This is a genomic window from Candidatus Mycolicibacterium alkanivorans (assembly GCF_022760805.1).
Classification (GTDB): domain Bacteria; phylum Actinomycetota; class Actinomycetes; order Mycobacteriales; family Mycobacteriaceae; genus Mycobacterium; species Mycobacterium alkanivorans.
Genome location: NZ_JAIVFL010000001.1, coordinates 1,567,809 through 1,591,097 on the forward strand (window position 1 = coordinate 1,567,809; position 23,289 = coordinate 1,591,097).

At 67.5% G+C, this 23,289-nt stretch carries 23 protein-coding genes and 2 pseudogenes; 14 read left to right on the plus strand and 11 right to left on the minus strand.

Annotated features, from left to right (window positions below; translation table 11 throughout):
- Nucleotides 1-25 precede the first annotated feature (25 nt).
- Nucleotides 26-820, plus strand: coding sequence for a (2Z,6E)-farnesyl diphosphate synthase (locus K9U37_RS07875; RefSeq protein WP_243071220.1), 795 nt, complete (start codon nt 26-28; stop codon nt 818-820).
- 84 nt (nt 821-904) lie between these two features.
- Here the strand turns inward: K9U37_RS07875 and coaA are convergent, their stop codons facing one another.
- Nucleotides 905-1,843, minus strand: coding sequence for a type I pantothenate kinase (gene coaA, locus K9U37_RS07880; RefSeq protein WP_243071221.1), 939 nt, complete (start codon nt 1,841-1,843; stop codon nt 905-907).
- A 30-nt stretch (nt 1,844-1,873) separates the two neighbouring features.
- Here coaA and K9U37_RS07885 point away from each other — a divergent pair, with 30 nt between their 5' ends.
- From K9U37_RS07885 to K9U37_RS07905, 5 genes are all read left to right on the plus strand, one after another.
- A complete protein-coding gene (locus tag K9U37_RS07885) occupies nt 1,874-3,091 on the plus strand; it encodes a DUF885 domain-containing protein (protein WP_243071222.1) in 1,218 nt (405 codons plus the stop codon).
- A 23-nt stretch (nt 3,092-3,114) separates the two neighbouring features.
- A complete protein-coding gene (locus tag K9U37_RS07890; protein WP_243071223.1) occupies nt 3,115-4,581 on the plus strand; it encodes a glycine hydroxymethyltransferase in 1,467 nt (488 codons plus the stop codon).
- A 63-nt stretch (nt 4,582-4,644) separates the two neighbouring features.
- A complete protein-coding gene (locus tag K9U37_RS07895) occupies nt 4,645-5,475 on the plus strand; it encodes an acyl-ACP desaturase (protein ID WP_243071224.1) in 831 nt (276 codons plus the stop codon).
- Between the two features lie 206 nt (nt 5,476-5,681).
- Nucleotides 5,682-7,004 carry an RNA 5'-3' helicase PhoH2 gene (phoH2, locus tag K9U37_RS07900; RefSeq protein WP_243071225.1) on the plus strand — a complete coding sequence of 441 codons (1,323 nt, stop codon included), beginning with the start codon at nt 5,682-5,684 and terminating at the stop codon, nt 7,002-7,004.
- A 37-nt stretch (nt 7,005-7,041) separates the two neighbouring features.
- The gene (locus K9U37_RS07905; RefSeq protein WP_243071226.1) at nt 7,042-7,923 is read left to right on the plus strand and encodes a polysaccharide deacetylase family protein; all 882 of its coding nucleotides are present in this window, start codon (nt 7,042-7,044) and stop codon (nt 7,921-7,923) included.
- Between the two features lie 22 nt (nt 7,924-7,945).
- On the opposite strand, the gene K9U37_RS07910 is transcribed toward K9U37_RS07905, so the two are convergent.
- Nucleotides 7,946-9,358 (minus strand): class II fumarate hydratase, encoded by a 1,413-nt coding sequence (locus K9U37_RS07910; RefSeq protein WP_243071227.1) that lies wholly within the window; start codon nt 9,356-9,358, stop codon nt 7,946-7,948.
- A 12-nt stretch (nt 9,359-9,370) separates the two neighbouring features.
- On the minus strand, nt 9,371-10,402 hold the full coding sequence (glpX, locus tag K9U37_RS07915) for a class II fructose-bisphosphatase (protein WP_243071228.1): 1,032 nt from the start codon (nt 10,400-10,402) through the stop codon (nt 9,371-9,373).
- Between the two features lie 55 nt (nt 10,403-10,457).
- On the opposite strand from glpX, the gene K9U37_RS07920 reads away from it, so the two are divergent.
- Together K9U37_RS07920 and K9U37_RS20435 are read left to right on the plus strand one after the other, a co-directional pair.
- Nucleotides 10,458-11,117 (plus strand): DUF4245 domain-containing protein, encoded by a 660-nt coding sequence (locus K9U37_RS07920; protein WP_243071229.1) that lies wholly within the window; start codon nt 10,458-10,460, stop codon nt 11,115-11,117.
- Between the two features lie 472 nt (nt 11,118-11,589).
- Nucleotides 11,590-11,736 (plus strand): annotated as a pseudogene (locus K9U37_RS20435) (HNH endonuclease); the annotation flags it as partial.
- Between the two features lie 601 nt (nt 11,737-12,337).
- On the opposite strand, the gene K9U37_RS07925 reads toward K9U37_RS20435, so the two are convergent.
- The 3 genes and pseudogenes from K9U37_RS07925 to K9U37_RS20170 all read right to left on the minus strand — a co-directional run.
- Nucleotides 12,338-13,498 carry an AI-2E family transporter gene (locus K9U37_RS07925; RefSeq protein ID WP_243071230.1) on the minus strand — a complete coding sequence of 387 codons (1,161 nt, stop codon included), beginning with the start codon at nt 13,496-13,498 and terminating at the stop codon, nt 12,338-12,340.
- A 2-nt stretch (nt 13,499-13,500) separates the two neighbouring features.
- Nucleotides 13,501-13,890, minus strand: a complete 390-nt coding sequence (locus K9U37_RS07930; RefSeq protein ID WP_252393955.1) for an SDR family oxidoreductase — start codon at nt 13,888-13,890, stop codon at nt 13,501-13,503.
- Nucleotides 13,891-13,937: 47 nt separating this feature from the next.
- Nucleotides 13,938-14,201 (minus strand): annotated as a pseudogene (locus tag K9U37_RS20170) (hypothetical protein); the annotation flags it as partial.
- A 67-nt stretch (nt 14,202-14,268) separates the two neighbouring features.
- Here K9U37_RS20170 and K9U37_RS07940 point away from each other — a divergent pair.
- Entirely contained in the window at nt 14,269-14,691 is a 423-nt protein-coding gene (locus K9U37_RS07940; protein ID WP_243071231.1) for a hypothetical protein, read from the plus strand.
- Between the two features lie 327 nt (nt 14,692-15,018).
- Here K9U37_RS07940 and K9U37_RS07950 read toward each other — a convergent pair whose 3' ends face one another.
- From K9U37_RS07950 to K9U37_RS07960, 3 genes are read right to left on the minus strand one after another with little or no spacing between them, the layout of a single operon-like run.
- On the minus strand, nt 15,019-15,246 hold the full coding sequence (locus K9U37_RS07950) for an exodeoxyribonuclease VII small subunit (RefSeq protein ID WP_243071232.1): 228 nt from the start codon (nt 15,244-15,246) through the stop codon (nt 15,019-15,021).
- Nucleotides 15,243-16,466, minus strand: coding sequence for an exodeoxyribonuclease VII large subunit (gene xseA, locus K9U37_RS07955; protein WP_243073275.1), 1,224 nt, complete (start codon nt 16,464-16,466; stop codon nt 15,243-15,245). Before xseA ends, K9U37_RS07950 begins: the two co-directional genes overlap by 4 nt.
- Before the next feature lie 8 nt (nt 16,467-16,474).
- Nucleotides 16,475-17,044 carry a lipid droplet-associated protein gene (locus tag K9U37_RS07960; RefSeq protein WP_243071233.1) on the minus strand — a complete coding sequence of 190 codons (570 nt, stop codon included), beginning with the start codon at nt 17,042-17,044 and terminating at the stop codon, nt 16,475-16,477.
- Between the two features lie 53 nt (nt 17,045-17,097).
- Here K9U37_RS07960 and K9U37_RS07965 point away from each other — a divergent pair, with 53 nt between their 5' ends.
- Entirely contained in the window at nt 17,098-18,099 is a 1,002-nt protein-coding gene (locus K9U37_RS07965; protein WP_243071234.1) for a 4-hydroxy-3-methylbut-2-enyl diphosphate reductase, read from the plus strand.
- A gap of 3 nt (nt 18,100-18,102) precedes the next feature.
- On the opposite strand, the gene K9U37_RS07970 is transcribed toward K9U37_RS07965, so the two are convergent.
- On the minus strand, nt 18,103-19,134 hold the full coding sequence (locus tag K9U37_RS07970) for a DUF6542 domain-containing protein (protein ID WP_243071235.1): 1,032 nt from the start codon (nt 19,132-19,134) through the stop codon (nt 18,103-18,105).
- Nucleotides 19,135-19,243: 109 nt separating this feature from the next.
- On the opposite strand from K9U37_RS07970, the gene ychF reads away from it, so the two are divergent.
- Together ychF and K9U37_RS07980 are read left to right on the plus strand one after the other, a co-directional pair.
- Entirely contained in the window at nt 19,244-20,323 is a 1,080-nt protein-coding gene (gene ychF, locus K9U37_RS07975) for a redox-regulated ATPase YchF (RefSeq protein WP_243071236.1), read from the plus strand.
- 393 nt (nt 20,324-20,716) lie between these two features.
- A complete protein-coding gene (locus K9U37_RS07980; RefSeq protein WP_243071237.1) occupies nt 20,717-21,463 on the plus strand; it encodes a class I SAM-dependent methyltransferase in 747 nt (248 codons plus the stop codon).
- An 82-nt stretch (nt 21,464-21,545) separates the two neighbouring features.
- On the opposite strand, the gene K9U37_RS07985 is transcribed toward K9U37_RS07980, so the two are convergent.
- Nucleotides 21,546-21,863 (minus strand): DUF4232 domain-containing protein, encoded by a 318-nt coding sequence (locus K9U37_RS07985; protein WP_308197355.1) that lies wholly within the window; start codon nt 21,861-21,863, stop codon nt 21,546-21,548.
- 227 nt (nt 21,864-22,090) lie between these two features.
- Here K9U37_RS07985 and K9U37_RS07990 point away from each other — a divergent pair, with 227 nt between their 5' ends.
- Nucleotides 22,091-22,951 carry a cyclopropane mycolic acid synthase family methyltransferase gene (locus tag K9U37_RS07990; protein WP_243071239.1) on the plus strand — a complete coding sequence of 287 codons (861 nt, stop codon included), beginning with the start codon at nt 22,091-22,093 and terminating at the stop codon, nt 22,949-22,951.
- 22 nt (nt 22,952-22,973) lie between these two features.
- Complete coding sequence (locus tag K9U37_RS07995; protein WP_243071240.1) at nt 22,974-23,183, plus strand: hypothetical protein; 210 nt, start codon at nt 22,974-22,976, stop codon at nt 23,181-23,183.
- Nucleotides 23,184-23,289 lie beyond the last annotated feature (106 nt).

Below are 23,289 nucleotides of genomic sequence, written 5' to 3' on the forward strand. Positions count from 1 at the left end.
GTTCCTAACAGTAGTCTGGTTTGTCGTGGAGATCATTCCGCCTCGCCTCAAAGAACCGGCTTACCGGCTCTACGAGATGCGGCTGCGCCAGGAGCTGGCGCGCTCCAAATCCCAGCTACCGCGGCATATCGCCGTGCTGTGCGACGGCAACCGGCGCTGGGCTCGTGACGCTGGTCACGACGACGTCAGTTACGGCTACCGGATGGGCGCGGCCAAGATCGCCGAGATGCTCCGCTGGTGTGCCGATGCCGGCATCGAGATGGCCACCGTGTACCTGCTCTCCACGGAGAACCTGCAGCGTGACCCGGGTGAGCTGTCCTGCCTGATCGAGATCATCACCGACGTCGTCGAGGAGATCTGCGCGCCGACGAATCGGTGGAGCGTGCGAACCGTCGGCGATCTGGAGCTGCTCGGCGAGGAGCCCGCCCGCCGCCTGCGTGACGCGGTGGACTCCACCGCCGGCCTGCCGCCGGCGTCGTTTCACGTCAACTTGGCAGTCGGCTATGGCGGGCGGCAGGAGATCGTCGACGCCGTGCGCGCGCTGCTGAGCAAGGAACTGGCCAACGGCGCCACCGCCGAGCAGCTGATCGAGACCGTCACCATCGACGGCATCTCGGAGAATCTCTACACCTCGGGGCAGCCCGATCCGGATTTGGTGATCCGGACATCGGGGGAGCAGCGACTCTCCGGATTCCTGCTGTGGCAGAGCGCATATTCGGAGATGTGGTTCACCGACGCGCACTGGCCGGCGTTCCGGCGGGTGGACTTCCTGCGCGCGTTGCGCGACTACAGCAGCCGGCACCGGCGGTTCGGGCAGTAGCCGTGGCGGCGCTGTCGGCGGTCGTCTTCGCGCTGAGCTGCCGGTGCAGCGGCTCAACCCGCTCACCGGGCCGCCGCCGATCAACTAGAGCTTGCGCAGCCGCAGCCGGTTGATGGAGTGATCGGCGTCCTTGCGCAACACCAGCGTCGCGCGGGGCCGGGTCGGCAGGATGTTCTCGATCAGGTTGGGCCGGTTGATCGAACTCCAGATGTCACGCGCGGCGGCGACGGCCTCGGTGTCGGTCAGGCTCGCATAGTGGTGGAAGTGCGAGGCCGGGTCGGCGAACGCGCCACTGCGCAGCGCCAGGAACCGCTCGATGTACCACTGCTCGATATCCTCGACGCGGGCGTCGACATAGACGGAGAAGTCGAACAGGTCAGAGACCATCAGCGTCGGCCCGGTCTGAAGGACGTTGAGCCCCTCCAGGATCAGGATGTCTGGATGGGTGACGACGTGCTTCTCGCCGGGCACGATGTCGTAGATCAGATGTGAGTACACCGGCGCGGATACCTGGTCTGCGCCCGACTTCACCGACGTCACGAACCGCATCAGCGAGCGACGGTCGTAGCTCTCCGGAAAGCCCTTGCGGTGCATCAGATTTCGACGCGTCAGTTCCGAGTTGGAGTAGAGGAACCCGTCGGTGGTGACCAGGTCGACGCGGGCGTGGTCCTCCCAGCGGGCCAGCAGCGCCTGCAGCACGCGCGCGGTGGTCGACTTGCCCACCGCCACACTGCCGGCCACGCCGATGACGAACGGCACCGGCCGGTCCGGGTTCTGCTGCGGCTCGCCGAGGAACTCCGCGGTGGCGGCGAACAGTCGCTGCCGGGCCGCCACCTGCAGATGGATCAATCGGGCCAGTGGCAGGTAAACCTCTTCAACCTCGAGCAGGTCGATCTGCTCGCCCATGCCGCGCAGTCCGGTCAGCTCCTCCTCGGTGAGCTTCAACGGGGTCGACGAACGCAGACCGCGCCATTGACGCCGGTCGAATTCCACGTAGGGGCTGGGTTCGCTCAGCCGCGCCATCGGCACAGTCTTGCAGCTAGCGTGGTCGGCATGCAGCCCGGCGCCCTCATCCGCGACTACCTCATGCTCGGCTTGCGCTTCGACCGCATCGAGGAGGGCTACGTCGACTCCTTCACCGGCGATCCGGCATTGCGCCGCGCCGTGGCCGACGAGCCCGCCCCCGAGCCGGCCGAGCTGGCCCGTCAGGCCGACCGCCTGCTGGCCGCTCTGCCGCAGGTTCCGCGCGCCGACGGCTTCACCGACCAGCGCGCCGACTTCATCGGCGCCCACCTCAAAGCCCTGGCCTGTGCGGCCCGCAAGTTCGCCGGTGAGCCCGTCGGCTTCATCGACGAAGTGCAGGCCTACTTCGACGTGCGGATCAGCCGCGGCGACGAGGACCGCTACCGCGCCGCGCACGCTCGCATCGACGAGGTGCTCGGCGGCAGCGGTCCGCTGGCCGAGCGGATGGCCGCCCACCGCAGCGCCGACGAGATCCCGCCGCAGCGGCTCGAGGAATGCATCCACGCCTTCTCCAGCGCCCTGCGCGACAAGGTCCGCGCGACGTACCCGCTGCCGGATGCCGAGACCATCGTCTACAAGGTGGTTACCGACAAGCCGTGGTCGGGCTTCAACTACTACGAAGGCAACTACCGCTCGACGGTCGCGATCAACGCCGACCTCAAGCAGCAGATGGCCAACCTGCCGCGGCTGGTCGCCCACGAGACCTACCCCGGCCATCACACCGAACACTGCCGCAAGGAGGCCGGTCTGGTCGAGGGCCAGGATCAGCAGGAGCAGACCATCTTCCTGGTCAACACCCCGCAGTGCCTGATGGCCGAGGGCCTGGCCGACCTGGCGCTGTACGCGGCGGTCGGACCTGGCTGGGGGAGTTGGGCTGCGGAGATCTACGCCGACCTCGGCCTGCGGTTCGACGGCAAACTCGCCGAGGAGCTTTCGGAGGCCTCCGCGGCGCTGGCCGACGTGCGCCAGGACGCTGCGCTGATGCTGCACGACGAACACCGCGACGTCGACGACGTCGTCGCGTTCCTGCAGCGCTGGCTGCTGATCGACCACACCCGCGCGCGGCAGTCGCTGCGGTTCCTGTCCTCGCCGCTGTGGCGGGCTTACACCAGCACCTACGTCGAGGGATACCGGCTGCTGCGCTCGTGGCTCGACGAACGCCCGGCCGGGGTGGGCCTGACCGAACGGTTCGGCCGGCTGCTCGACGAGCCGCTGATCCCCACGGCGCTGCGGGTCGACGCGGCCTGAACAGCGGCGGATAGGCTTGGGCCATGACTGCAGACTCGACGCTTTCCAGCCCGGCTGCCACCCCAGGCACCGACTATGCCGCCACCGCCAGCGAGGCCTACCGCGCGGCATTACAGGTCATCGAGTCAGTCGAACCCCGCATCGCCGCCGCGACGCGCAAAGAGCTCGCCGACCAACGGGATTCGCTCAAGCTGATCGCCAGCGAGAACTACGCTTCGCCCGCGGTGCTGCTGACCATGGGCAGCTGGCTGTCGGACAAGTACGCCGAGGGCACCGTCGGCCACCGCTTCTACGCGGGCTGCCAGAACGTCGACGAGGTCGAGAGCATCGCCGCCGAGCACGCCCGTGAGCTGTTCGGCGCCCCCTACGCCTATGTCCAGCCGCACTCCGGGATCGACGCCAACCTGGTGGCGTTCTGGGCGATCCTCGCCACCAAGATCGAGGCCCCCGCCCTGCACGACGCCGGGGTGAAGAACGTCAACGACCTGTCGGAGGCGGAGTGGGAGCGGCTGCGCGCCAGGCTGGGCAGCCAGCGGCTGATGGGCATGTCGCTGGACGCAGGCGGCCACCTCACCCACGGCTTCCGGCCCAACATTTCCGGCAAGATGTTTCACCAGCGCAGCTACGGCACCGACCCGGCGACGGGTCTGCTCGACTACGACGCCGTGCGCGCCGCCGCCCGTGAGTTCAAGCCGCTGATCCTGGTGGCCGGCTACTCCGCCTATCCGAGGCGGGTCAACTTCGCCACGATGCGTGAGATCGCCGACGAGGTCGGCGCCACCCTGATGGTGGACATGGCCCACTTCGCCGGCCTGGTCGCCGGCAAGGTGCTCACCGGCGACGAGGACCCGGTGCCGCACGCGCACGTCGTCACCAGCACCACGCACAAGTCGCTGCGCGGCCCCCGCGGCGGTCTGGTGCTGGCCACCGCCGAGTACTCCGACGCCGTCGACAAGGGCTGCCCGATGGTGCTCGGCGGACCGCTGTCGCACGTGATGGCCGCCAAGGCCGTGGCCTTCGCCGAGGCGCGCCAGCCGTCGTTCCGGGCCTACGCCCAGCGGGTGGCCGACAACGCCAAGGCCTTCGCCGAGGGGCTGCTGCGCCGCGGGGCCACGCTGGTCACCGGCGGCACCGACAACCACATCGTGCTGCTCGACGTTCAGTCGTTCGGGCTCACCGGCCGGCAGGCCGAGTCGGCGCTGCTGGACTCGGGCATCGTCACCAACCGCAACTCCATCCCGTCGGACCCCAACGGCGCCTGGTACACCTCGGGGATCCGGTTCGGCACGCCGGCGCTGACCACCCGCGGGTTCGGTCCCATCGAGTTCGACCGGGTCGCCGAGCTGGTGGTGCACGTGCTGTCGAACACGCAGGCTGATGGCACGTCGAAGGCGAAGTACACGCTGGCCGACAACACCGCCGACTTCGTGCGCGCGGCCTCCGCCGAACTGCTCGACGCCAACCCGCTGTACCCCGGTCTGACCCTCTGACGAGCGAAACGCCGGGCGCGGACCGATTTTTTGCCAGACGTGTCTTTGAGTTACAGTTACCGTATGACACAGAAACCTGTCGCGAATGCGCTGACCCTGGAACTTGAGCCGGTTGTCGCCGACAATCTGGCTCGTTTCCTGGAGACGGCCGACGAGTGGTATGCCCACGATTACGTCCCGTTCGACCAGGGCGAGAACTTCGCCTTCCTGGGCGGCAAGGACTGGGATCCCTCGCAGGCCACCCTGCCGCAGGACATCGTGGACGCCGTGGAGATCATGCTGATCACCAAGGACAACCTGTCCGGCTACCACCGCGAACTCGTCGAGCACTTCATTCTCGAGGACAAGTGGGGCCGCTGGTTGGGCCGGTGGACCGCCGAGGAGACACTGCACGCCATCGCGCTGCGTGAGTATCTGGTGGTCACCCGTAACGTCGACCCGGCCGCCGACGAGCAGGTCCGCGTCGCGCACGTGATGCGCGGCTACCGTGGCGACAAGCTCACCCAGATCGAGACCCTGGTCTTGATGGCCTTCCTGGAGACCGCCTACGCGGTGTACATGCGCAACCTCGAGTCCAAGATCGCCGAGCCGGTCCTCAAGAGCCTGGTCGGGCGAATCGCCAAGGACGAGGAGCGTCACGAGGACTTCTTCCGCAACCTGGTGAACTATTGCCTCGAGGAGTACAACCGCGACTCGACGATCAGCTCGATCGCGCGTCGCGCGGGTGCGTTCGGCGTCATCGGCGGCGACATCCAGGAGTTCCAGGACAAGTTGCAGAATGTCGCCAAGGCCGGTGTCTTCGACTTCGACACGGCCCGCAAGGTGGTCTCCGACAGCATCAAGCACTGGGGCCTGGCCGACGAGCCGGTGCTCAAGAAATTCGTCCTCGCGTAACAGCCATACGGCGCGGCGCGCCGGTGCGGCGCGCCGACTCCGACTGGAGTAGCGTCGCTGGTGATGGCTAGCGACATGCTCTGCTGTCCGGGCGGTACCGATCGTTTCTTCTACGAGAGGACCGGTCCCGGTCCTGGTGCCGCCCCGTCCGCCGGAAGGTTCGTGCGGGGCCGCGCGGGCCAGCTGCTTGCTCGAAGGAGCGCCCCGTGACCCAATCGCTGTCGCCCGAACGTCGGACTTATGTGCTCGACACCTCTGTCTTGCTGTCTGACCCGTGGGCGTGCAACCGGTTCGCCGAACACGAAGTGGTGGTACCGCTCGTGGTGATCAGCGAACTGGAAGCCAAGCGCCACCACCATGAGCTGGGCTGGTTCGCCCGGCAGGCGCTGAGGCTCTTCGACGACCTTCGCCTCGAGCACGGCCGTCTGGATCAGCCGATTCCGGTCGGGACACAAGGCGGTACGGTCCAGGTCGAACTGAACCACTCCGACCCGACGGTGCTGCCATTGGGTTTCCGGACCGACACCAACGACGCGCGCATTCTGACCTGCGCGGCTAACCTCGCGGCTGAGGGCAAGCGAGTGACCTTGGTGTCCAAGGACATCCCGCTGCGAGTCAAGGCCGGCGCGGTGGGTCTGCCCGCCGATGAGTACCACGCCCAAGACGTGATCACTTCGGGCTGGACGGGTATGTCGGAGCTCGACGTGGCTGCAGACGACATCGACACGCTCTTCGCCGAAGGTGAGATCGACCTTGTAGACGCGCGAAACCTGCCCTGCCACACCGGTGTTCGGCTGCTGGGCGGAAGCTCGCACGCTCTGGGCCGGGTGAACGCAGACAAGAAGGTTCAGCTGGTGCGCGGTGATCGCGAAGTGTTCGGCCTCCGGGGAAGGTCAGCCGAACAACGCGTAGCCCTCGACCTGTTGCTCGATGAGTCGGTCGGCATCGTCTCGCTGGGTGGCAAGGCCGGCACCGGCAAGTCAGCCCTGGCGCTGTGCGCCGGCCTCGAGGCCGTGCTGGAGCGGCGCACCCAGCGCAAGGTCGTGGTGTTCCGTCCGCTGTACGCCGTCGGCGGCCAGGAGCTCGGCTACCTGCCGGGCAGCGAGAGCGATAAGATGGGCCCGTGGGCGCAGGCCGTGTTCGACACTTTGGAGGGCCTGGCCTCTCCGGCGGTGCTCGAGGAGGTGCTCTCCCGCGGGATGCTCGAGGTGCTGCCGCTGACACATATCCGCGGCCGCTCGCTGCACGACTCGTTCGTGATCGTCGACGAGGCGCAGTCCCTGGAGCGCAACGTGCTGTTGACCGTGCTGTCGCGGCTGGGCGCGGGTTCCCGGGTGGTGCTCACCCACGACGTGGCCCAGCGTGACAACCTGCGCGTCGGACGCCACGACGGGGTGGCCGCCGTCATCGAGAAGCTGAAGGGCCATCCGCTGTTCGCACACATCACGCTGATGCGCAGCGAGCGCTCGCCGATCGCGGCCCTGGTCACCGAGATGCTGGAGGAGATCAGCCCCGGCGCCCTGCCGTGACAGGGATCGGTCAGGTCGGACCGGTAAACTTTCGTGGGTGCGACACCCTCCCGACAGCCTGTCCTGGTCCTATCTGCGGACCGTGATCGGCGTATGCGCGGGAGTCGCCGTCGTCATCGTCGGCGGATTCACCGGACACGTCCGGGTCGCCAGGGCCGAGGCGGTGGACTGTGCGGTGGTCAAGTGCGTCGCCCTGACCTTCGACGACGGGCCCACGCCGTACACCGACCGGCTGCTGGGCATCCTCAACGACGCCGACGCCAAGGCCACGTTCTTCATGATCGGCAACAAGGTGGCGGCCAACCCGGCCGGCGCCAAGCGGGTCGCAGACGCCGGGATGGAGATCGGCAACCACACCTGGGAACACCCCAACATGACGACGATCCCCGCAGAGGACGTCCCGGCTCAGTTCAGCAAGGCCAATGACGCCATCAAGGCGGCCACCGGCCAGACCCCGTCGCTGTGGCGTCCGGCAGGCGGGCTGACCAACGACGCGGTCAACAAGGTCGCCGCCCAGTACGGTCTGGCCGCCATTTTGTGGGACGTCATCCCGTTCGACTGGATCAACGACTCCAACACCGCCGCCACGCGCTACATGCTGATGACCCAGATCAAGCCGGGCTCGGTGGTGTTGTTCCACGACACGTACTCGTCCACCGTCGATCTGGTTTATCAGTTCATCCCCGTCCTCAAGGCCAACGGCTATCACCTGGTGACCGTGAGTCAGATGCTCGGCCCGCGTCCACCCGGCAGCGTCTACGGCTCGCGGGACAACGGCCCGCCGGCCAACGCGCTGCAGGACATCCCGGCCGCGGACATCCCGACGCTGCCGGCCACACCGTCACCCAAGCCGATGGCGAACATCCCGATCACCGACATCACCGGGGCCAACTCCGGCGGGGCCAACAACGGCGCCTAGCCGCACACTCGGCGAACGAAAGTTACTCGCCGTCTTTCACCTTCGCCATGGCCAACACGTCGAGGCGCTTGTCGAGCTCCTCCTCGGACAGCTTGTCGCCGATGAGCCCGCGGTCGATGACCGTCTGGCGGATGGTCTTCTTCTCCTTGAGCGCCTGCTTGGCGACCTTGGCGGCCTCCTCGTAGCCGATCGCCGAGTTCAGCGGCGTGACGATCGACGGGGACGACTCGGCGAGCTCGCACAGGTGCTCTTCGTTGGCGATGAGGCCGTCAATGCACTTGGCGGCGAACAATTTCGACACGTTGGCCAGCAGCGTGAAGGACTCCAGCAGGTTACGCGCCATCATCGGGATGTAGACGTTGAGCTCGAACGCACCGGACAGCCCGCCGACGGTGACGGCGGCGTCGTTGCCGATGACCTGGGCGGCCACCTGCGTGACGGCCTCGGGGATCACCGGGTTGACCTTGCCCGGCATGATCGAGCTGCCGGGCTGCAGGTCGGGCAGCTGCAGTTCGCCCAGACCGGTCAGCGGGCCCGAGCCCATCCAGCGGATGTCATTGGCGATCTTGGTCAGCGACGCCGCGATGGTCTTGAGCGCACCGGACGCTTCGACCAGACCGTCGCGGGCGGCCTGAGCCTCGAAAGAGTCCTTGGCCGTGCGCAATTCGGCCAGACCGGTCTGCGCCACCAGCACGTCGACGACCTTGGCGCCGAAGCCCTCGGGTGCGTTGAGGCCGGTGCCGACGGCGGTGCCGCCGATGGCGAGCTCACCGAGCCGGGGCAGGGTGGCCTTGACCCGCTCGACGCCGGCCTCGACCTGGCGGGCGTAACCGCCGAACTCCTGACCGAGGGTCACCGGGACTGCGTCCATCAGATGGGTGCGGCCGCTCTTGACGACGGTGCGCCACTGCCGGGCCTTGGCGGCCAGCGACTCGTGCAGCACCTCGAGCGCCGGAATCAGCTGGCGCACAGCAGCTTCGGTGGCCGCGATGTGGGTGGCGGTGGGGAACGTGTCGTTGGAGCTCTGCGACATGTTGACGTCGTCGTTGGGGTGCACCGTGACGCCGTTGCGCTCGCAGATCGAGGCGATCACCTCGTTGGCGTTCATGTTGGAGCTGGTGCCCGAACCGGTCTGGAACACGTCGATGGGGAACTGGTCGTCGTGCAGACCGTCGGCGATCTCACCGGCCGCGGCGATGATGGCGTCGGCCTTCTCCGCCGACAGCTTGCCCAGGTCCTTGTTCACCTGAGCGCAGGCCGCCTTCAGCAGGCCCAGTGCCCGGATCTGGATCCGCTCCAGGCCGCGGAAGGAGATCGGGAAGTTCTCGACGGCCCGCTGAGTCTGCGCGCGCCACAAGGCTTTTGCCGGAACCCGGACCTCGCCCATGGTGTCGTGCTCGATGCGGTACTCGCCCTCGACGCCGTTGTCGCTCATCAATTGCCTTTCTTAGGGAAGCGGGTGGGTCGCGGACTTGTCCCCGGTGAAGTCCACCGCGGAGTATTCGTTGAGTTTGGAAAGCCGGTGGTAGGCGTCGATCATCCGGACGGTGCCGGACTTCGAGCGCATCACGATCGACTGGGTGGTGCACCCGCCGCCGAAGTAGCGGACACCCTTGAGCAGGTCGCCGTCGGTGACGCCGGTGGCACAGAAGAAGACATTATCCCCGGCGACCAGATCCTTGGTGGTCAGCACCCGATCCAGGTCGTGGCCGCGGTCGATGGCCTTCTGGCGTTCCTCGTCGCCGGTCGGAGCGAGCTGAGCCTGGATCTCGCCACCCATGCAGCGGATGGCTGCCGCGGTGATGATGCCCTCTGGTGTGCCGCCGATGCCGGCCAGCATGTCGGTGCCCGACTCGGGCCGGCAGGCCGAGATCGCGCCGGCGACGTCACCGTCGGAGATCAGCCGGATTCTGGCGCCGGCCTCCCGGACCTCGGCCATCAGCTTGGTGTGCCGGGGCCGGTCCAGGATGCACACGGTGATGTCGGAGACCGACGCCCTGCGGACCTTCGCGATGCGCTGGATGTTCGCCGCGATCGGCGAGGTGATGTCGATGAAGTCGGCGACGTCGGGCCCGGCGGCGATCTTGTTCATGTAGAACACCGCCGACGGGTCGAACATCGCGCCGCGCTCAGCCACCGCCAGCACGGAGATCGCGTTGGGCATGCCCTTGCTCATCAGCGTGGTGCCGTCGACCGGGTCGACGGCGAAGTCGCAGTCCGGCCCGTCGCCGTTGCCCACCACTTCGCCGTTGTAGAGCATCGGGGCGTTGTCCTTCTCACCCTCGCCGATCACCACGACGCCGCGCATCGACACCGAGTTGACCAGCTCCCGCATGGCGTCGACGGCCGCGCCGTCGCCGCCTTCCTTGTCGCCGCGCCCGACCCACCGGCCCGCGGCCATGGCTCCCGCTTCGGTGACCCGGACGAGCTCCAGGGCAAGGTTTCGATCGGGTGCTTCGCGGCGACGGGCGTCAGGCATGGCTGAGATTGTCCCAGAAGCCGGTGGGTGCTTCGGACCTGGGATACTGGCGGGCGTGACGCGAAAGCCAAATGTCGCCGGCCTGGCGGCTCCGGCGCCGAAGGAAGCCAAGCCGCGCCTGCTTCAGGACGGCCGCGACATGTTCTGGTCGCTGGCTCCGCTGGTCGTGGCCTGCGTCGTGCTGGCCGGTCTGGTCGGCATGTGCTCGTTTCGGCCCAGCGGTCCCTCCGACGGCGCAGTCCCGTCCTACGACGCGGCGGCCGCGCTGAAGGCCGACGCCGACGCCCTGGGCATTCCGATCCGGCCGCCCAGGCTGCCTGACGGCTGGCACGCGAACTCCGGTGCCCGCGGCGGCATCGACGCCGGCCGCTCCGACCCGAAGACCGGACAACGCGAGAAAGCCGTCACCTCGAAGGTCGGCTACATCGCCCCGTCGAAGATGTTCGTCAGCCTTACTCAGAGCAACGCCGACGAGGACGCTCTGGTCAGCTCCATCCACCACTCGATGGTCCCGACCGGCGCCCAGGACGTCGACGGCGTCAAGTGGGTGGTCTACGAGGGCGGGGAAGACGCCGAACCGGTGTGGACGACGCGGCTGGACAGCTCGCGCGGCCCGGCGCAGCTGGCCATCACCGGAGCCGGCAGCAACGAGGACTTCCGTACGCTCGCCGGAGCGACGCAAACCCAACAGCCCATCGTGCCCGGCCGACAATAGGAGACGCCCAAGCCCGGACCGGAACCCGATCTGACCGGGTGGACCCGCGAGCCGTTCACCGCCGCAGGCTTCGCCTCCGCCGACGCCTGAGCCCGATGCCCATGGAGCCGCCGATCGGTGGCGGCATGTCGGATGTGCCGGGAATGCCCGGGCATATCTAGCGGCAAATATCTGTCACACACCGGTGGCATACTCGAACACATGTTTGAAAGCGAGGCCAGGACCGCCGCCAGACGCGTCGCGGGCGATCAGCGAACTGGTCCGCCGCCGCTGCGGCGATGACGACAAGGCGTACTGGGCGTGCGATCCCTGGGATGCCACGGCCGCCGAGATCGGCGCTGCCCTCGGGATCAGCCGCGGGGCGCGTCCGGCGAGATGCATCCGGGACTGTCTCCGCGCTATCGGCTGCCGCGGGTTGCCGAGCTGTTCATGGAGGGGTACCTGAGCTATCGGGTGTGCTCGGCGATCGCCGCACACCATCCCGTGGCCACTAGGGCCGACACATCCGTCCAAACATCAAGTGCTACTGCCGACATCACCATCTTCTCAAGAACGTTTGGTGCTGGCTGACCGGCAACTGCCCGATGGCACGGTGATACGGACAGCACCACGGGGAAACCTCAACTGACGTCAGGAACAGGGAATGCCGTGTGGACCACCCTTCCAGTGACCGGGCGGGTTCCAGGGGCACCATGCATTCTTGATCTGGCCGGGCGAATCCCAATTGACGCCCGGATTCCAGTCGACCCATCCTGGCCCGTCGACGCATGCGGATGTATATCCCCAAGGGCCGCTGACGCAGATACCGGGATCTGCTGCGGCCTGCCCCGCTCCGGCAACCGCGAACATCGCTGGCACCGTCAGCGCGCCCAATCCCGCCGCGGTCTTTCCGAGGATTCCTGACCAGGTCATAACGGTGCCTCCAATCCTTTACATCTACGAGCCTAGCCCTGTTTGGGGCCTGGCGTGAGCGCTTCACTGGTCTAGCGATCGAGGGCAAACGCGTTGCCCTGCAACCTGTGCGGGCGTTGCGGCAACCGATCGCTGCTGACGTAGCGCAGGCCCATCAGATCTCGGGCCGGCTCTTGCGTCACCGAGGGAACCGCGACCGACGCACCGTTCTAGATCTTGGGATCGGTAACCGGGGCCGCGGGCACCGCCCAGGCCCTGACCCGCCGCCGGAGGGCCCCGAAATCCGGAAGTGCCCGCCCATCCCGTTCCTAGTCGACTGAGGGGCCACCGTCGGCAGCGGCCGCCACCTCGGCCCTGATCCGGCGCCGAAACAGGCGGCGGCGCTTCTCCGGTGGCTCGTCGACCGTCATCTCGACACCCTTGTACACGGCCAGGTACACCGAGATGGTGGTGACGATGATGATCATCAGCACTGGACCCAGCACGATGCCCCAGATCCCGAACATCGCAATCCCAGAGAACACCGCCAGCAGCATGAGTGCCGAGTCCAGTCGCGCCTCGCGTGGCACCAGGATGGGCCGCAGAAAGTTGTCGATGTTGGTGGTGCCGAGGATGTGGAACAGCACTACGAACAGGCCGCCGACGATGTTGCCGAACAGGATCATCCCGATGCCGACCGGGATGGTGACGATGCCGCTGCCCAACGGGATCACCGACAGCGCGGTGAGGAAGATCGCGAAGATGAAGAATCCGTTGTGGAAGCCGGCGATGTAGATCGACACCGCTCCGAGGACGCCCTGAACGGAGGCAATGATGAACTGCCCCTTCACAGTTCCCTTCACCATCGCACCCATTTTCGCGAGGTAGAGGTCGGTGACCTCGTCGCCTAGTGGGTTGAGCCGGCGTACCAGGGTCAGCAGGGCCTGCTGGTTGGTCAGCAGGGATATCAGCACGTAGAGGAAGATGATCGCCGACGTGACCCCGTCGATTACCCCGCCGACTGCACCCGTCAGGGAGTGCAGCAACCATTGGCCCACGTTCTGCGAGACGCTGACCATCGTCTCGCGCAGCGACTCGGTGGTCACGCTGAAGTGGCCGAACGGCAGCTTGGCCAGCAGGTTGTTGACGAACTCGATGGCCTGGGTGCCCAGCGTCGACAGATCAGCAGTCTGCACCCAGTCCGCGACGTGCACCACCATCTGTGAAGCCTGAAGCACCGCAACCGTTATCAGCGCACCAACCGGCGCGATCACTGTTGCCAGCGCGGCCAGTACCGTCAACGTGGCCGATAAACCGGTGTTGAACCGCCCCCGGCAGCGGTTGTAGAGCGGGGTGAACAGATAGGCGACGATCGCGGCGATCACCACCAGCATGAAGTAGTGCCGCAGGAAGTAGGCACCGAAGAGCAGTGCGATAACGGTGACCGCCGCCAGCGCGCGCTTCTGGGTGAGGGTGAATTCTGTGTTCAATGCTACTGATTCATCAGGCGGGTCAAGTGTTGGTTGATGTTCGGGTACCGCTTCAGGTGCGCCCCGCCGTTGAGGTCCAGAATCTCACCGGTCATCCATGACGACTGTGGCGAGCACAGCCAGACCCCCGCCTCGGCGATTTCCTCCGGGGTACCCGGCCGGCCCAGCGCGGTGTTCTCGACGTACCCGGTGACCTCCGCCGCCGCCGAGCTGTGCGGCGCGCCCAGCTCGGCTGCCCGCGGTGACGCCAGGTCGGTGTTGCGGTCGGCGATCGTCACCCGCCAGCCCTCGCCGGCCAGCTCCTGCGCCGTCCCCCAGCCGATGCCCGACGCGCCGGCGTCGTCGTCCGGATTTCCCTTGCGGCCCTCGGCCACTGCTCCGACAAGTCCCATCGCCGCGGTGGCCCCACCTCGCCCTGGGTAAGACGGTGGCTGTCGTCACCGCCGATTCGCAGGATCACCCAGTCCTGCGCCGAGCCGCGCACGATGTGTTCTGCCTCCACCTTGTGCCCGCCGCAGATGTCGCAGGGCCGCATCGGCGTGTCATTGACCGTCACACCGCGTGGCAACGCCGCGGCGGCCTCGCGGTTGGCGGCCGTGTCCAGATCGGTCGCCACCACGTGGCGCCCTGCTGCCGCCAGATGCTCGACCGTTGCGGTACCCACCAATCCGAATGCGCCGGTGACCGGCACAGCATCGGACATCGACATCCCTCCCTAAGAGCAGGTTCCAGTGGACGGTACCCTCCGAACCCACAACTACGCTCAGTACATGCGGGGCGGAAGAACCTGCGGACTGGCCATGGCCGCACTCGTGCTGTCGGCGACCCTCGCGGGTTGTGGCAGCCGGGACGGCGGCGACAAGGCCCCGGCCGCCGGGCACCGACCCGCCATACTCAACGACGTCTCCACCGCTGACGTCCTCGACGCCATCACCAAGGCCAAGTTACCCGCGGTCAACGCCCGTGACGCGACAGCCGCCACCTGCCCGGAGGCGGGGTGTGCGGAAGCTCGCGCCACCGACACCGTGATGATCCTGAAGTTCGCGAGCACCGGCCGCGCCGAATTGTATGCCAGCGCGATGCCCGCCATGATGCAGGTCGAGGACATCGTGCTGGTCTTCGACAAGACCGTGAACGACGCTCAGAAGGCCGCCTACGGTCGGGTGGTCATGAACGCCATCGCCGGGCGCTGACCAGCTACGGTGACCGTCTGCTTTCCGGCGCCATTGATCTGCGCGCACAGATCGGTGCCGTACGGCAGGCAGTGCTGCAACGCCTCTTCGGTGGTGTCCAGCGGCTGGTAGCCGAGTCACGGCGCGCCGTGTCGATGGAGAAGTAGTTGTCGAGGTAAAACCGTTCCACCCCAAGGGGTGCTAGCGGCGGCCCGGGGCAGGCCGAACCGGAAGTGCAGCCACTCCGCCGGCGATGCGCTGGCCACCCATCACCACGCTGTCAGATGCGGTGCAGACGAACCGCTGACCCCGGCCCGCCTGCGCGGCGTGCACCAGGGCGACGTCGGATCAGCCGTCCGTCACCTCGCGGGCACCCAGGGCGTCCTCGATGCGCTTGCGGGCTCCGGCCAAGTGCCCTTCACAGCGTCTAGCCAGTTCCTCGCCACGTTCCCACAGCTTCAGCGACGCGTCCAGGTCGAGGCCGCCCTGTTCGAGGACGCGCACCACCTCGATCAGCTCGTCGCGGCATTCCTCGTACCCGAGTGAACTAACGGGCTTCGTCGTCTCGTCGCTCATGCGGCTCCATCCGTCGGGCCGGTACTGGTGGCGCCCAGCGCGCCGTCGGAAACCCGGATCCGTAATCGGGCCCCTGCCGGTGCCTCGGCGGTCGTACGCAGGATCGCGCCGCGGTCGACGGTCTGCACCACCGCGTAGCCGCGCGCCAGGGTGGCCGCCGGTCCCAAGGTGGCCAGCCGCGCGGCCAGATGACCGACCCGATCGGATTCCGCCGCCACCAGCCGGTTGACGTCGCGACGGACCGCGGCGCGGGCTCGCGCCACCTCCTCACCGCGCTGGGTGATCGCGCGCAGCGGGTCGGCGAGTACCGGACGGCTGCGCAGCTGCGCCAGGGTGCGGTGCTCACGGGCGACCCAGTTGCGCAGCGCCTGCGCACTGCGCTGGCGCAGCTCGCCGACCAGCGCCAGCTCGGCGACGGTGTCGGGAACCACCCTCTTGGCCGCATCGGTCGGGGTGGCCGCCCGCAGGTCGGCGACCAGGTCACACAGCGGGTTGTCGGGCTCGTGTCCCACCGCGCTGACCACCGGCGTGGTGCACGCTGAGATCGCCCGGCACAGCGTCTCGTCGGAGAACGGCAGCAGGTCCTCCACGCTGCCGCCGCCGCGGGCGATCACGATGACGTCGACCTCAGGATCGCCGTCCAGCTCACGGAGTGCCTCGACGATCTGCGCCACCGCATTGGCGCCCTGCACCGCGGTGTTGCGGATCGCGAACCGCACCGCGGGCCAGCGCTGGGCGGCCACCGTCGTCACGTCGTGCTCGGCCGCGCTGGCCCGTCCGGTGATCAGTCCGATGGTCGACGGCAGGAAGGGCAGCGGCCGCTTGAGTCTCGGGTCGAACAGGCCCTCGGCGTCGAGCAGGCGGCGCAGCCGCTCGATGCGGGCCAACAGCTCGCCGACGCCGACGGCGCGAATCTCGCTGAGCCGCAATGAGAACGAGCCACGGCCGGTGTAGAAAGTGGGCTTGCCGCACACCACCACCTGGGTACCCTCGGTGAGCTTCACCGGCGCCGAGAGCACCAGGTCACGCGGGCAGGTGACGGTCAGCGACATGTCGGCGGCCGGGTCGCGCAGCACCATGAACACCGTCTTGGAGTCGTTGCGAGGGTTGATCTGGGTGAGCTGGCCCTCCACCCACACCGTGCCGAGCTTGTCGATCCAGCCCGCGACCCGGATGGCGACGGCGCGAACCGGGAACGGGTTCTCTGCAGAGCCGCCCAGCGCGCTGGTCACTTGGCGGTCGCGCGGGTGATCCTGTTGGCCAGCAGCGTCTGGAACGGCGCGCGGGACTTGGAGGCCTCCTCGTAGGCCAGCAGTGCCTCGAGGTCGGCCACGCTCAGCGACTGCGACCGCGCCCGCAGCTGCGCCAGAGTCAGCGACCCGTAGTCGAGTTCCTCGGCGATCGGCGGCGCCGTCACGGTGGCGCTCTTGCGGTCGGATTTGGTGACCGTTTCCTGACTGCGCGTCTCCACTCCGTCAGCCACCGAATACAGCGCGAAGCGGCCCTCGGTGAGGCGCTCACCGTCACCGGCCGGCGCTTCGGTGTCCTGCGGGAGGTCCTCGTCGAAGGTCGCCCACACCGGCTGCTCGTCCTTGGGCGGGAAGATGCTCTCCAGCGCCGAGTCGCCCTTGGTCACCAGGTCCGCGAGGTCCTGCTGCACTTTCATCACGATGTGCGCGACAGTGCTGGCCACTGTCATCGGGTACATCAGGATGGTCTGGGGCAGCTTGCGGGTCTCCTCGATCGCGGTGACGGCGGCGCCGACCAGCAGGCGAACCCCATATGGTGCTGTTGCCATGGGCCCCAGCCTACGGCTGGCCCGGCCGCGTTGCGGGAACGTACCCTGAAACCATGCCGCCAACCGTCAACGTGGGGATTCCCGGTGCGTCGAGCACGGCCGCCGACCGCGCGAGCGGAAAGCGCGTCCTGCTGGCCGAGCCCCGCGGCTACTGCGCCGGCGTGGACCGCGCGGTGGAGACCGTCGAGCGGGCCCTGGAGAAGCACGGCGCCCCGGTCTACGTCCGCCACGAGATCGTGCACAACAAGCACGTAGTGGACACGCTGGCCAAGGCCGGCGCCGTCTTCGTCAAGGAGACCGACGAGGTGCCCGAGGGCGCCATCGTGGTGTTCTCCGCGCACGGCGTCGCCCCGACCGTCCACGAAACCGCCGCCGCCCGCAGCCTGCAGGTCATCGACGCCACCTGCCCGTTGGTGACCAAGGTGCACAACGAGGCCAAGCGGTTCGCCCGCGACGACTACGACATCCTGCTGATCGGCCACGAGGGCCACGAGGAGGTCGTCGGCACCGCCGGTGAGGCGCCCGATCACGTCCAGGTCGTCGACAACCCGGACGCGGTGGACAAGGTCACCATGCGGGACCCGAACAAGGTCATCTGGTTGTCGCAGACCACGCTGAGCGTCGACGAGACGATGGAGACCGTCGCCCGGCTCCGCGAGAAGTTCCCGACACTGCAGGACCCGCCGAGTGATGACATCTGCTACGCCACCCAGAACCGGCAAGGCGCGGTCAAAGCCATGGCCCCGGAGTGCGACCTGGTGATCGTGGTGGGCTCGCGCAACTCGTCGAACTCGGTGCGGCTGGTCGAGGTGGCGCTGGGCGCCGGTGCCAAGGACTCACATCTGGTGGACTATGCCGAAGACATCGACCCGGCATGGCTGGGTGGTGTCACGACCGTCGGCGTTACCTCGGGTGCGTCGGTTCCCGAGGTGCTGGTGCGCGGCGTGTTGGAGCGGCTGGCCGAGTTCGGTTACGACACCGTGCAATCGGTGACCACGGCCAACGAGACGCTGGTATTCGCGCTGCCCCGCGAGATCCGCCCGGCCCGCTCGTAGCGCTCAGCGCTCGTAGCGAGGACGGCCGCGGTTCTCGTCGTCCTCGGACCCCCGATACCGCACCCGGGACACCGGGTGATGCGTGGTGTCCCCGCTAGGCGGGACCGGTGGTGGGCGACGCCCCGCCGGCGGCGGCTCGTACGGCGGGCACGACGAGGGGTAGGGGTCGTGGGCCCGCCAGGGCTCGTAGGCCGGGTACTCGCGCCGCGGCGCAGGAATGTACGGGTCGCGGGGCTCACGTGGCTCGCGGCGGCGCGGCGGCGGCGTGCGGGGGTCACCGTCACGCGGTGGACGCGGGCGGCGACGCGGCGGCTCTTCTGCCGGGTCGAACTCCGGCGCCCGGCGCCTGGTGGTCTGGCGGCGCGGCCGTTCGTCTCCCGCCTCGGTGATGTCCTCCAGCGGGGGACGGGCGTGCCGGGACCGTGTCGCTGCGGGCCGTTTGGCGGGGCGCCCGGAACGGGGGCGTTTCTCCGCGGTAGCCGGGCGGTCGATGCTGTGCTTGCGCGTGGGTTTCGGTTCGGCGAGCTCTTCGGCGTCCTCGCGGTTGAACAGCGCGCTGAACTTGGCCGCCAGCTCGGCGAGCTTGCTCGGCGCAGCCGTCGCGTCGGCGGCCGATGCCGCCGAGTGTCCGGCCATGGCGAAGTACCAGCGGGCCATCCCGACCAGCAGCACTCCGGCCGTGGTGAACAGCATCAGCGGGAAGCGTTCGATCAGCGGGTAGCCGCAGTTGATCAGGGTGTCCTTGATCCCGGTGAAACTCGCACCGTGAAACAGGAAGTAGGCACCCGGCACGGCCACGAACAGGATCAGCGGCGGCTGAATCACGGCGGTGAAAATTCCGGACTGGCGCACAGCCAGCACGGCGGCCACACACCCGAGGGCATACATCGCGGAGAACACCCCGCCGAGTTGCTTGTTGCTCGAACCCGCGTCGATGGCGAAGCCGATAGTGGTGGCGATCACAGCGATGAGGACAGCTGCCCACCACGGCACCCCGGGCAGATTCGGGTGCGGGGAGCGACTTTCGGCCGCCACCGACGACCTTGTCCGCTGAGCTGACACAAGTAGACCGTACCGGGTTCGGATGGATGTGAGCTGCCGGCGCCGCCCGGTCGCGTCGTGCCTCTCGTAGACTGTGGTCCCTGTGAGCCTGAGCCTGGGAATAGTCGGTCTGCCCAATGTGGGGAAATCCACCTTGTTCAATGCGCTGACCCGCAACAACGTGCTGGCCGCGAACTACCCGTTCGCAACCATCGAGCCGAACGAGGGCGTGGTTCCGCTGCCTGACCCCAGGCTGGCCAAGCTGGCGGAGATCTTCGGCTCCGAGCGCATCCTGCCGGCGCCGGTGACGTTCGTCGACATCGCCGGAATCGTCAGGGGCGCCTCCGAGGGCGCGGGCCTGGGCAACAAGTTCCTGGCCAACATCCGTGAGTGCGATGCCATCTGCCAGGTGGTGCGGGTCTTCGCCGATGACGACGTGGTGCACGTCGACGGCAAGGTAGACCCCAAGTCCGACATCGAGGTCATCGAAACCGAGCTGATCCTGGCCGACCTGCAGACCCTCGAGAAGGCAGTGCCGCGGCTGGAGAAGGAAGCCCGCAACAACAAGGAACGCAAGCCGGTGCACGAGGCTGCGGTGGTGGCCCAGGAACTGCTCAATTCCGGGACGACGTTGTTCGCCGCCGGCTCAAAGGTGGACTCGGAGCTCCTGCGCGAGCTGAACCTGTTGACCACCAAGCCTTTTCTGTACGTGTTCAACTGCGACGAGTCGGTGCTGACCGACGCCGAGAAGATTACCGAGCTGCGGGCGATGGTGGCGCCGGCCGACGCGGTATTCCTCGACGCCAAGATCGAGTCGGAGCTCCAGGAGCTCGACGACGACTCGGCCGCCGAACTGCTGGAGTCGATTGGCCAGACCGAGCGCGGCCTGGATGCGTTGGCGCGGGCCGGCTTTCACACACTCAACCTGCAGACGTACCTGACTGCGGGGCCAAAAGAGGCGCGCGCGTGGACGATTCATCGCGGTGACACCGCGCCGAAGGCGGCCGGGGTGATCCACTCCGACTTCGAGAAGGGTTTCATCAAAGCCGAGATCGTGTCCTTCGACGACCTGTTCGAGGCCGGATCGATGGCAGCGGCCAAGGCCGCGGGCAAGGTCCGCATGGAGGGTAAGGACTACGTGATGGCCGACGGCGACGTGGTGGAGTTCCGCTTCAACGTCTAGCGGGTGGCCACGCGTACCGAGCCGTCGCCGTGAGTTTGCGCTGAGGCCAGCGCGACGCCGCCCGCCACGAGTCCTCCGACGATGGCCTTCCGCATGTTGCAGGCGGCGTTCACGATGTGCGGCCTCCTTGCGTCGAGATTCCGCATGTGGTCGCGTCGCCGTTGCGACAAGTAGAAGGCGTCGTGGTGGCTACCGATCCCAAAGGTCGTCCGCGGCTTCGGCTGTCTGCGCGGTCTAGCCGCGGTGGTGATTGGGTGGTGGCCGGTAGAAACGTCCGTACTTGCGGTCCAGCCACCACTTCCGCACTTTCGATACCCACTTGGACTTCATCAACTGAGCCTCGTCTTGTCGAGGGCAGACTGCACCCCGTGTCTGCGACGGTAGCATGCGTGAGTGAGTTTTGCCGTCGCGCCAGAGCGCTACGCGCGATTCATGGGCCGCTACGCCGAACCGCTCGCGGCGGCTTTCGCGGGATTCGTCGGTGTGGGGGCAGGCGCCAATGTGCTTGATGTCGGCTGCGGGCCGGGTGCTCTTACGGCGCATCTGTTGTCGGTCGGAGCCCAGGTGGCGGCGATCGATCCTTCGCCGCCGTTCATCGACGCAATCCGTGCGCGTTTCCCAGACATTGACGTGCGTCGGGGGACGGCGGAGGAACTGCCTTTCGACGCCGACGTCTTCGACGCCGCTCTTGCGCAGTTGGTGGTGCACTTCATGACGGATCCGGTGGCCGGCATCAGGCAGATGGCCCGCGTGACTCGGAGTGGCGGCCTCATCGGAGCATGCGTGTGGGACGGGCCGACCGGCGCCCTGGCGCCGTTCTGGGACGCGGTCCACACGATCGAGCCGGAAGCCCAGGACGAAGCACTGTTCTCCGGGGCCCGTAGGGGGCACCTGAGAGAGTTGTTCGAAGCTGCCGGCCTGCGCGACGTGGAAGAGAAGTCCATTGCGGTCGACGTTGTGCACCCGACCTTCGAGGAGTGGTGGGAGCCTTACACATTCGGTGTCGGCCCGGCCGGTGATTACGTGCAGCGACTCGATGAGGACGGTCGAGCACGTCTGCAGTCAGTGGCGCTCGAACTTATGGGCAGTGGGCCGTTCACCGTCACTGCTACAGCCTGGGCAGCCCGCGCTGCGGTGTGACCGCGCGATGAGTCAACGATTGCGGCCGACGTTGAGTGAGGAAGCTCGCCCAGGGTTGCTCGCACTTCGTCTACGAGATTCCTCAGTCAACGGAGCTGACTCGCGTCGCAGATCGGTAGGTCGACGGGAAGCGTTCGCGGCTGGGATCCGTTTGGCGGGGCGACCACCAGCGTTCCATAGCGTGGGCAGGCGGTTCCCGTCTTGGGGCCACGGCGTAGGACTGGACGTCGGCGATGGCTTTGTCCCCGGGCGTCAGCCTAAGGCGGTGGGCGGCGTTCGCGGGGCGCCGGGCGACGTTGATCAGCACGCCCCCGGCCGGGGTCACCAGGTCGGCACCTGGATATCCGACGATGCACTCCTGTGACGCGGTGTTCTTGAATGTCGCGACCACGCGCCGCACGGTGTCCGCAGACTCCAGGGGGCGTTGGTCACGTCAAGCTGACCGTCGGGGCTTTCGTGCTGCTGCGCACCCCGCACGGTTCGTGTGTCAGGGCCCGATGGACGCGGTCAATCGACGTGCGCGGGATACGCTGAAGGCGACTCTCATTTGCCGATACATAGGAATGAGCGAAATGGCCTCTCCCTTGAGGGTGGGTTTCGCCTGATTTCTCCGAGGATTGGACGGACATGGCCGCTTTGAAGCCGAAGTACGAGGAACTGCAGTCGATATACGACATCTCCAACGAGTTCTTCGAGCTGTTCCTGGGCCCGACGATGGGCTACACCTGCGGGTACTTCGAACGCGACGACATGACCACCGACGAGGCGCAGAACGCGAAGTTCGACTTGGCGCTGGGCAAGCTGAACCTCGAGCCGGGGATGACGCTGCTCGACGTCGGGTGCGGCTGGGGTGGCTGCATGCAGCGCGCGCTGGAGAACTACGACGTCAACGTCATCGGGCTGACCCTCAGCGAACGCCAGCAGGAGTACGCCGTCGCCAAGCTGGCGAAGGTGGCCACCGATCGCAACGTCGAGGTGCGGCTGCAGGGGTGGGAGGAGTTCGACGGCACGGCCGACCGGATCGTGTCCATCGGCGCATTCGAGCACTTCGGGCACGACCGGTACGACGCCTTCTTCAACATGGCCTACGACGCGCTGCCGGCGGACGGGTCGATGCTGCTGCACACCATCACCGGCGTGAACCTCGCCGACGGGCAGGAACTCGGGCTGCCGATGACGTTCGAACTGGCCCGGTTCGCCAAGTTCATCATGACCGAGATCTTCCCCGGCGGCCGGTTGCCGTCGGTGCCGATGATCGAGGAGAAGGCCGCCAACGCCGGCTTCACGGTGGCCCGCGTCCACATGTTCGGCCCGCACTACGTGAAAACGCTTCAACTGTGGGCCCAGGCGCTGCAGGACCATCGGGAGGAAGCCATCGCGGCTCAGTCCCAAGAGGTCTTCGACCGCTACGACAAGTACCTCAACGGTTGCGTGCGCCTGTTCCGCGAGGGCTACACCAACCTCGGCCAGTTCACGCTCCAGAAGTAGCTTGACTGGCTAAGATTCGCTCATGCGGGGTGCGAAGCAGGTCGGCGGCGTGGCCATCGCCCCGGCCGTGGGCGCGGTCAAGCCCGGTATCAACTCCGGTCAGCTGCCCCAGGGGCAGAAGATCGACGGACACGTCGCCTACGACGTGCCGGCCGGCGCGACGATCACGGCCATCGGGTTGCGCGACCCCAAGGGCAAGATGCTGGCGATCTGGGCGAGCGGTGGCCATTAACAACCCGACAGTTCCGGCGGCGACTTGACTTCAGTCACCACCGTCGACGTCGACTTGTCGTGCCCGCGCGGACAGGCGCCCTTCGGCATCGGCGCAGGCAACCGCG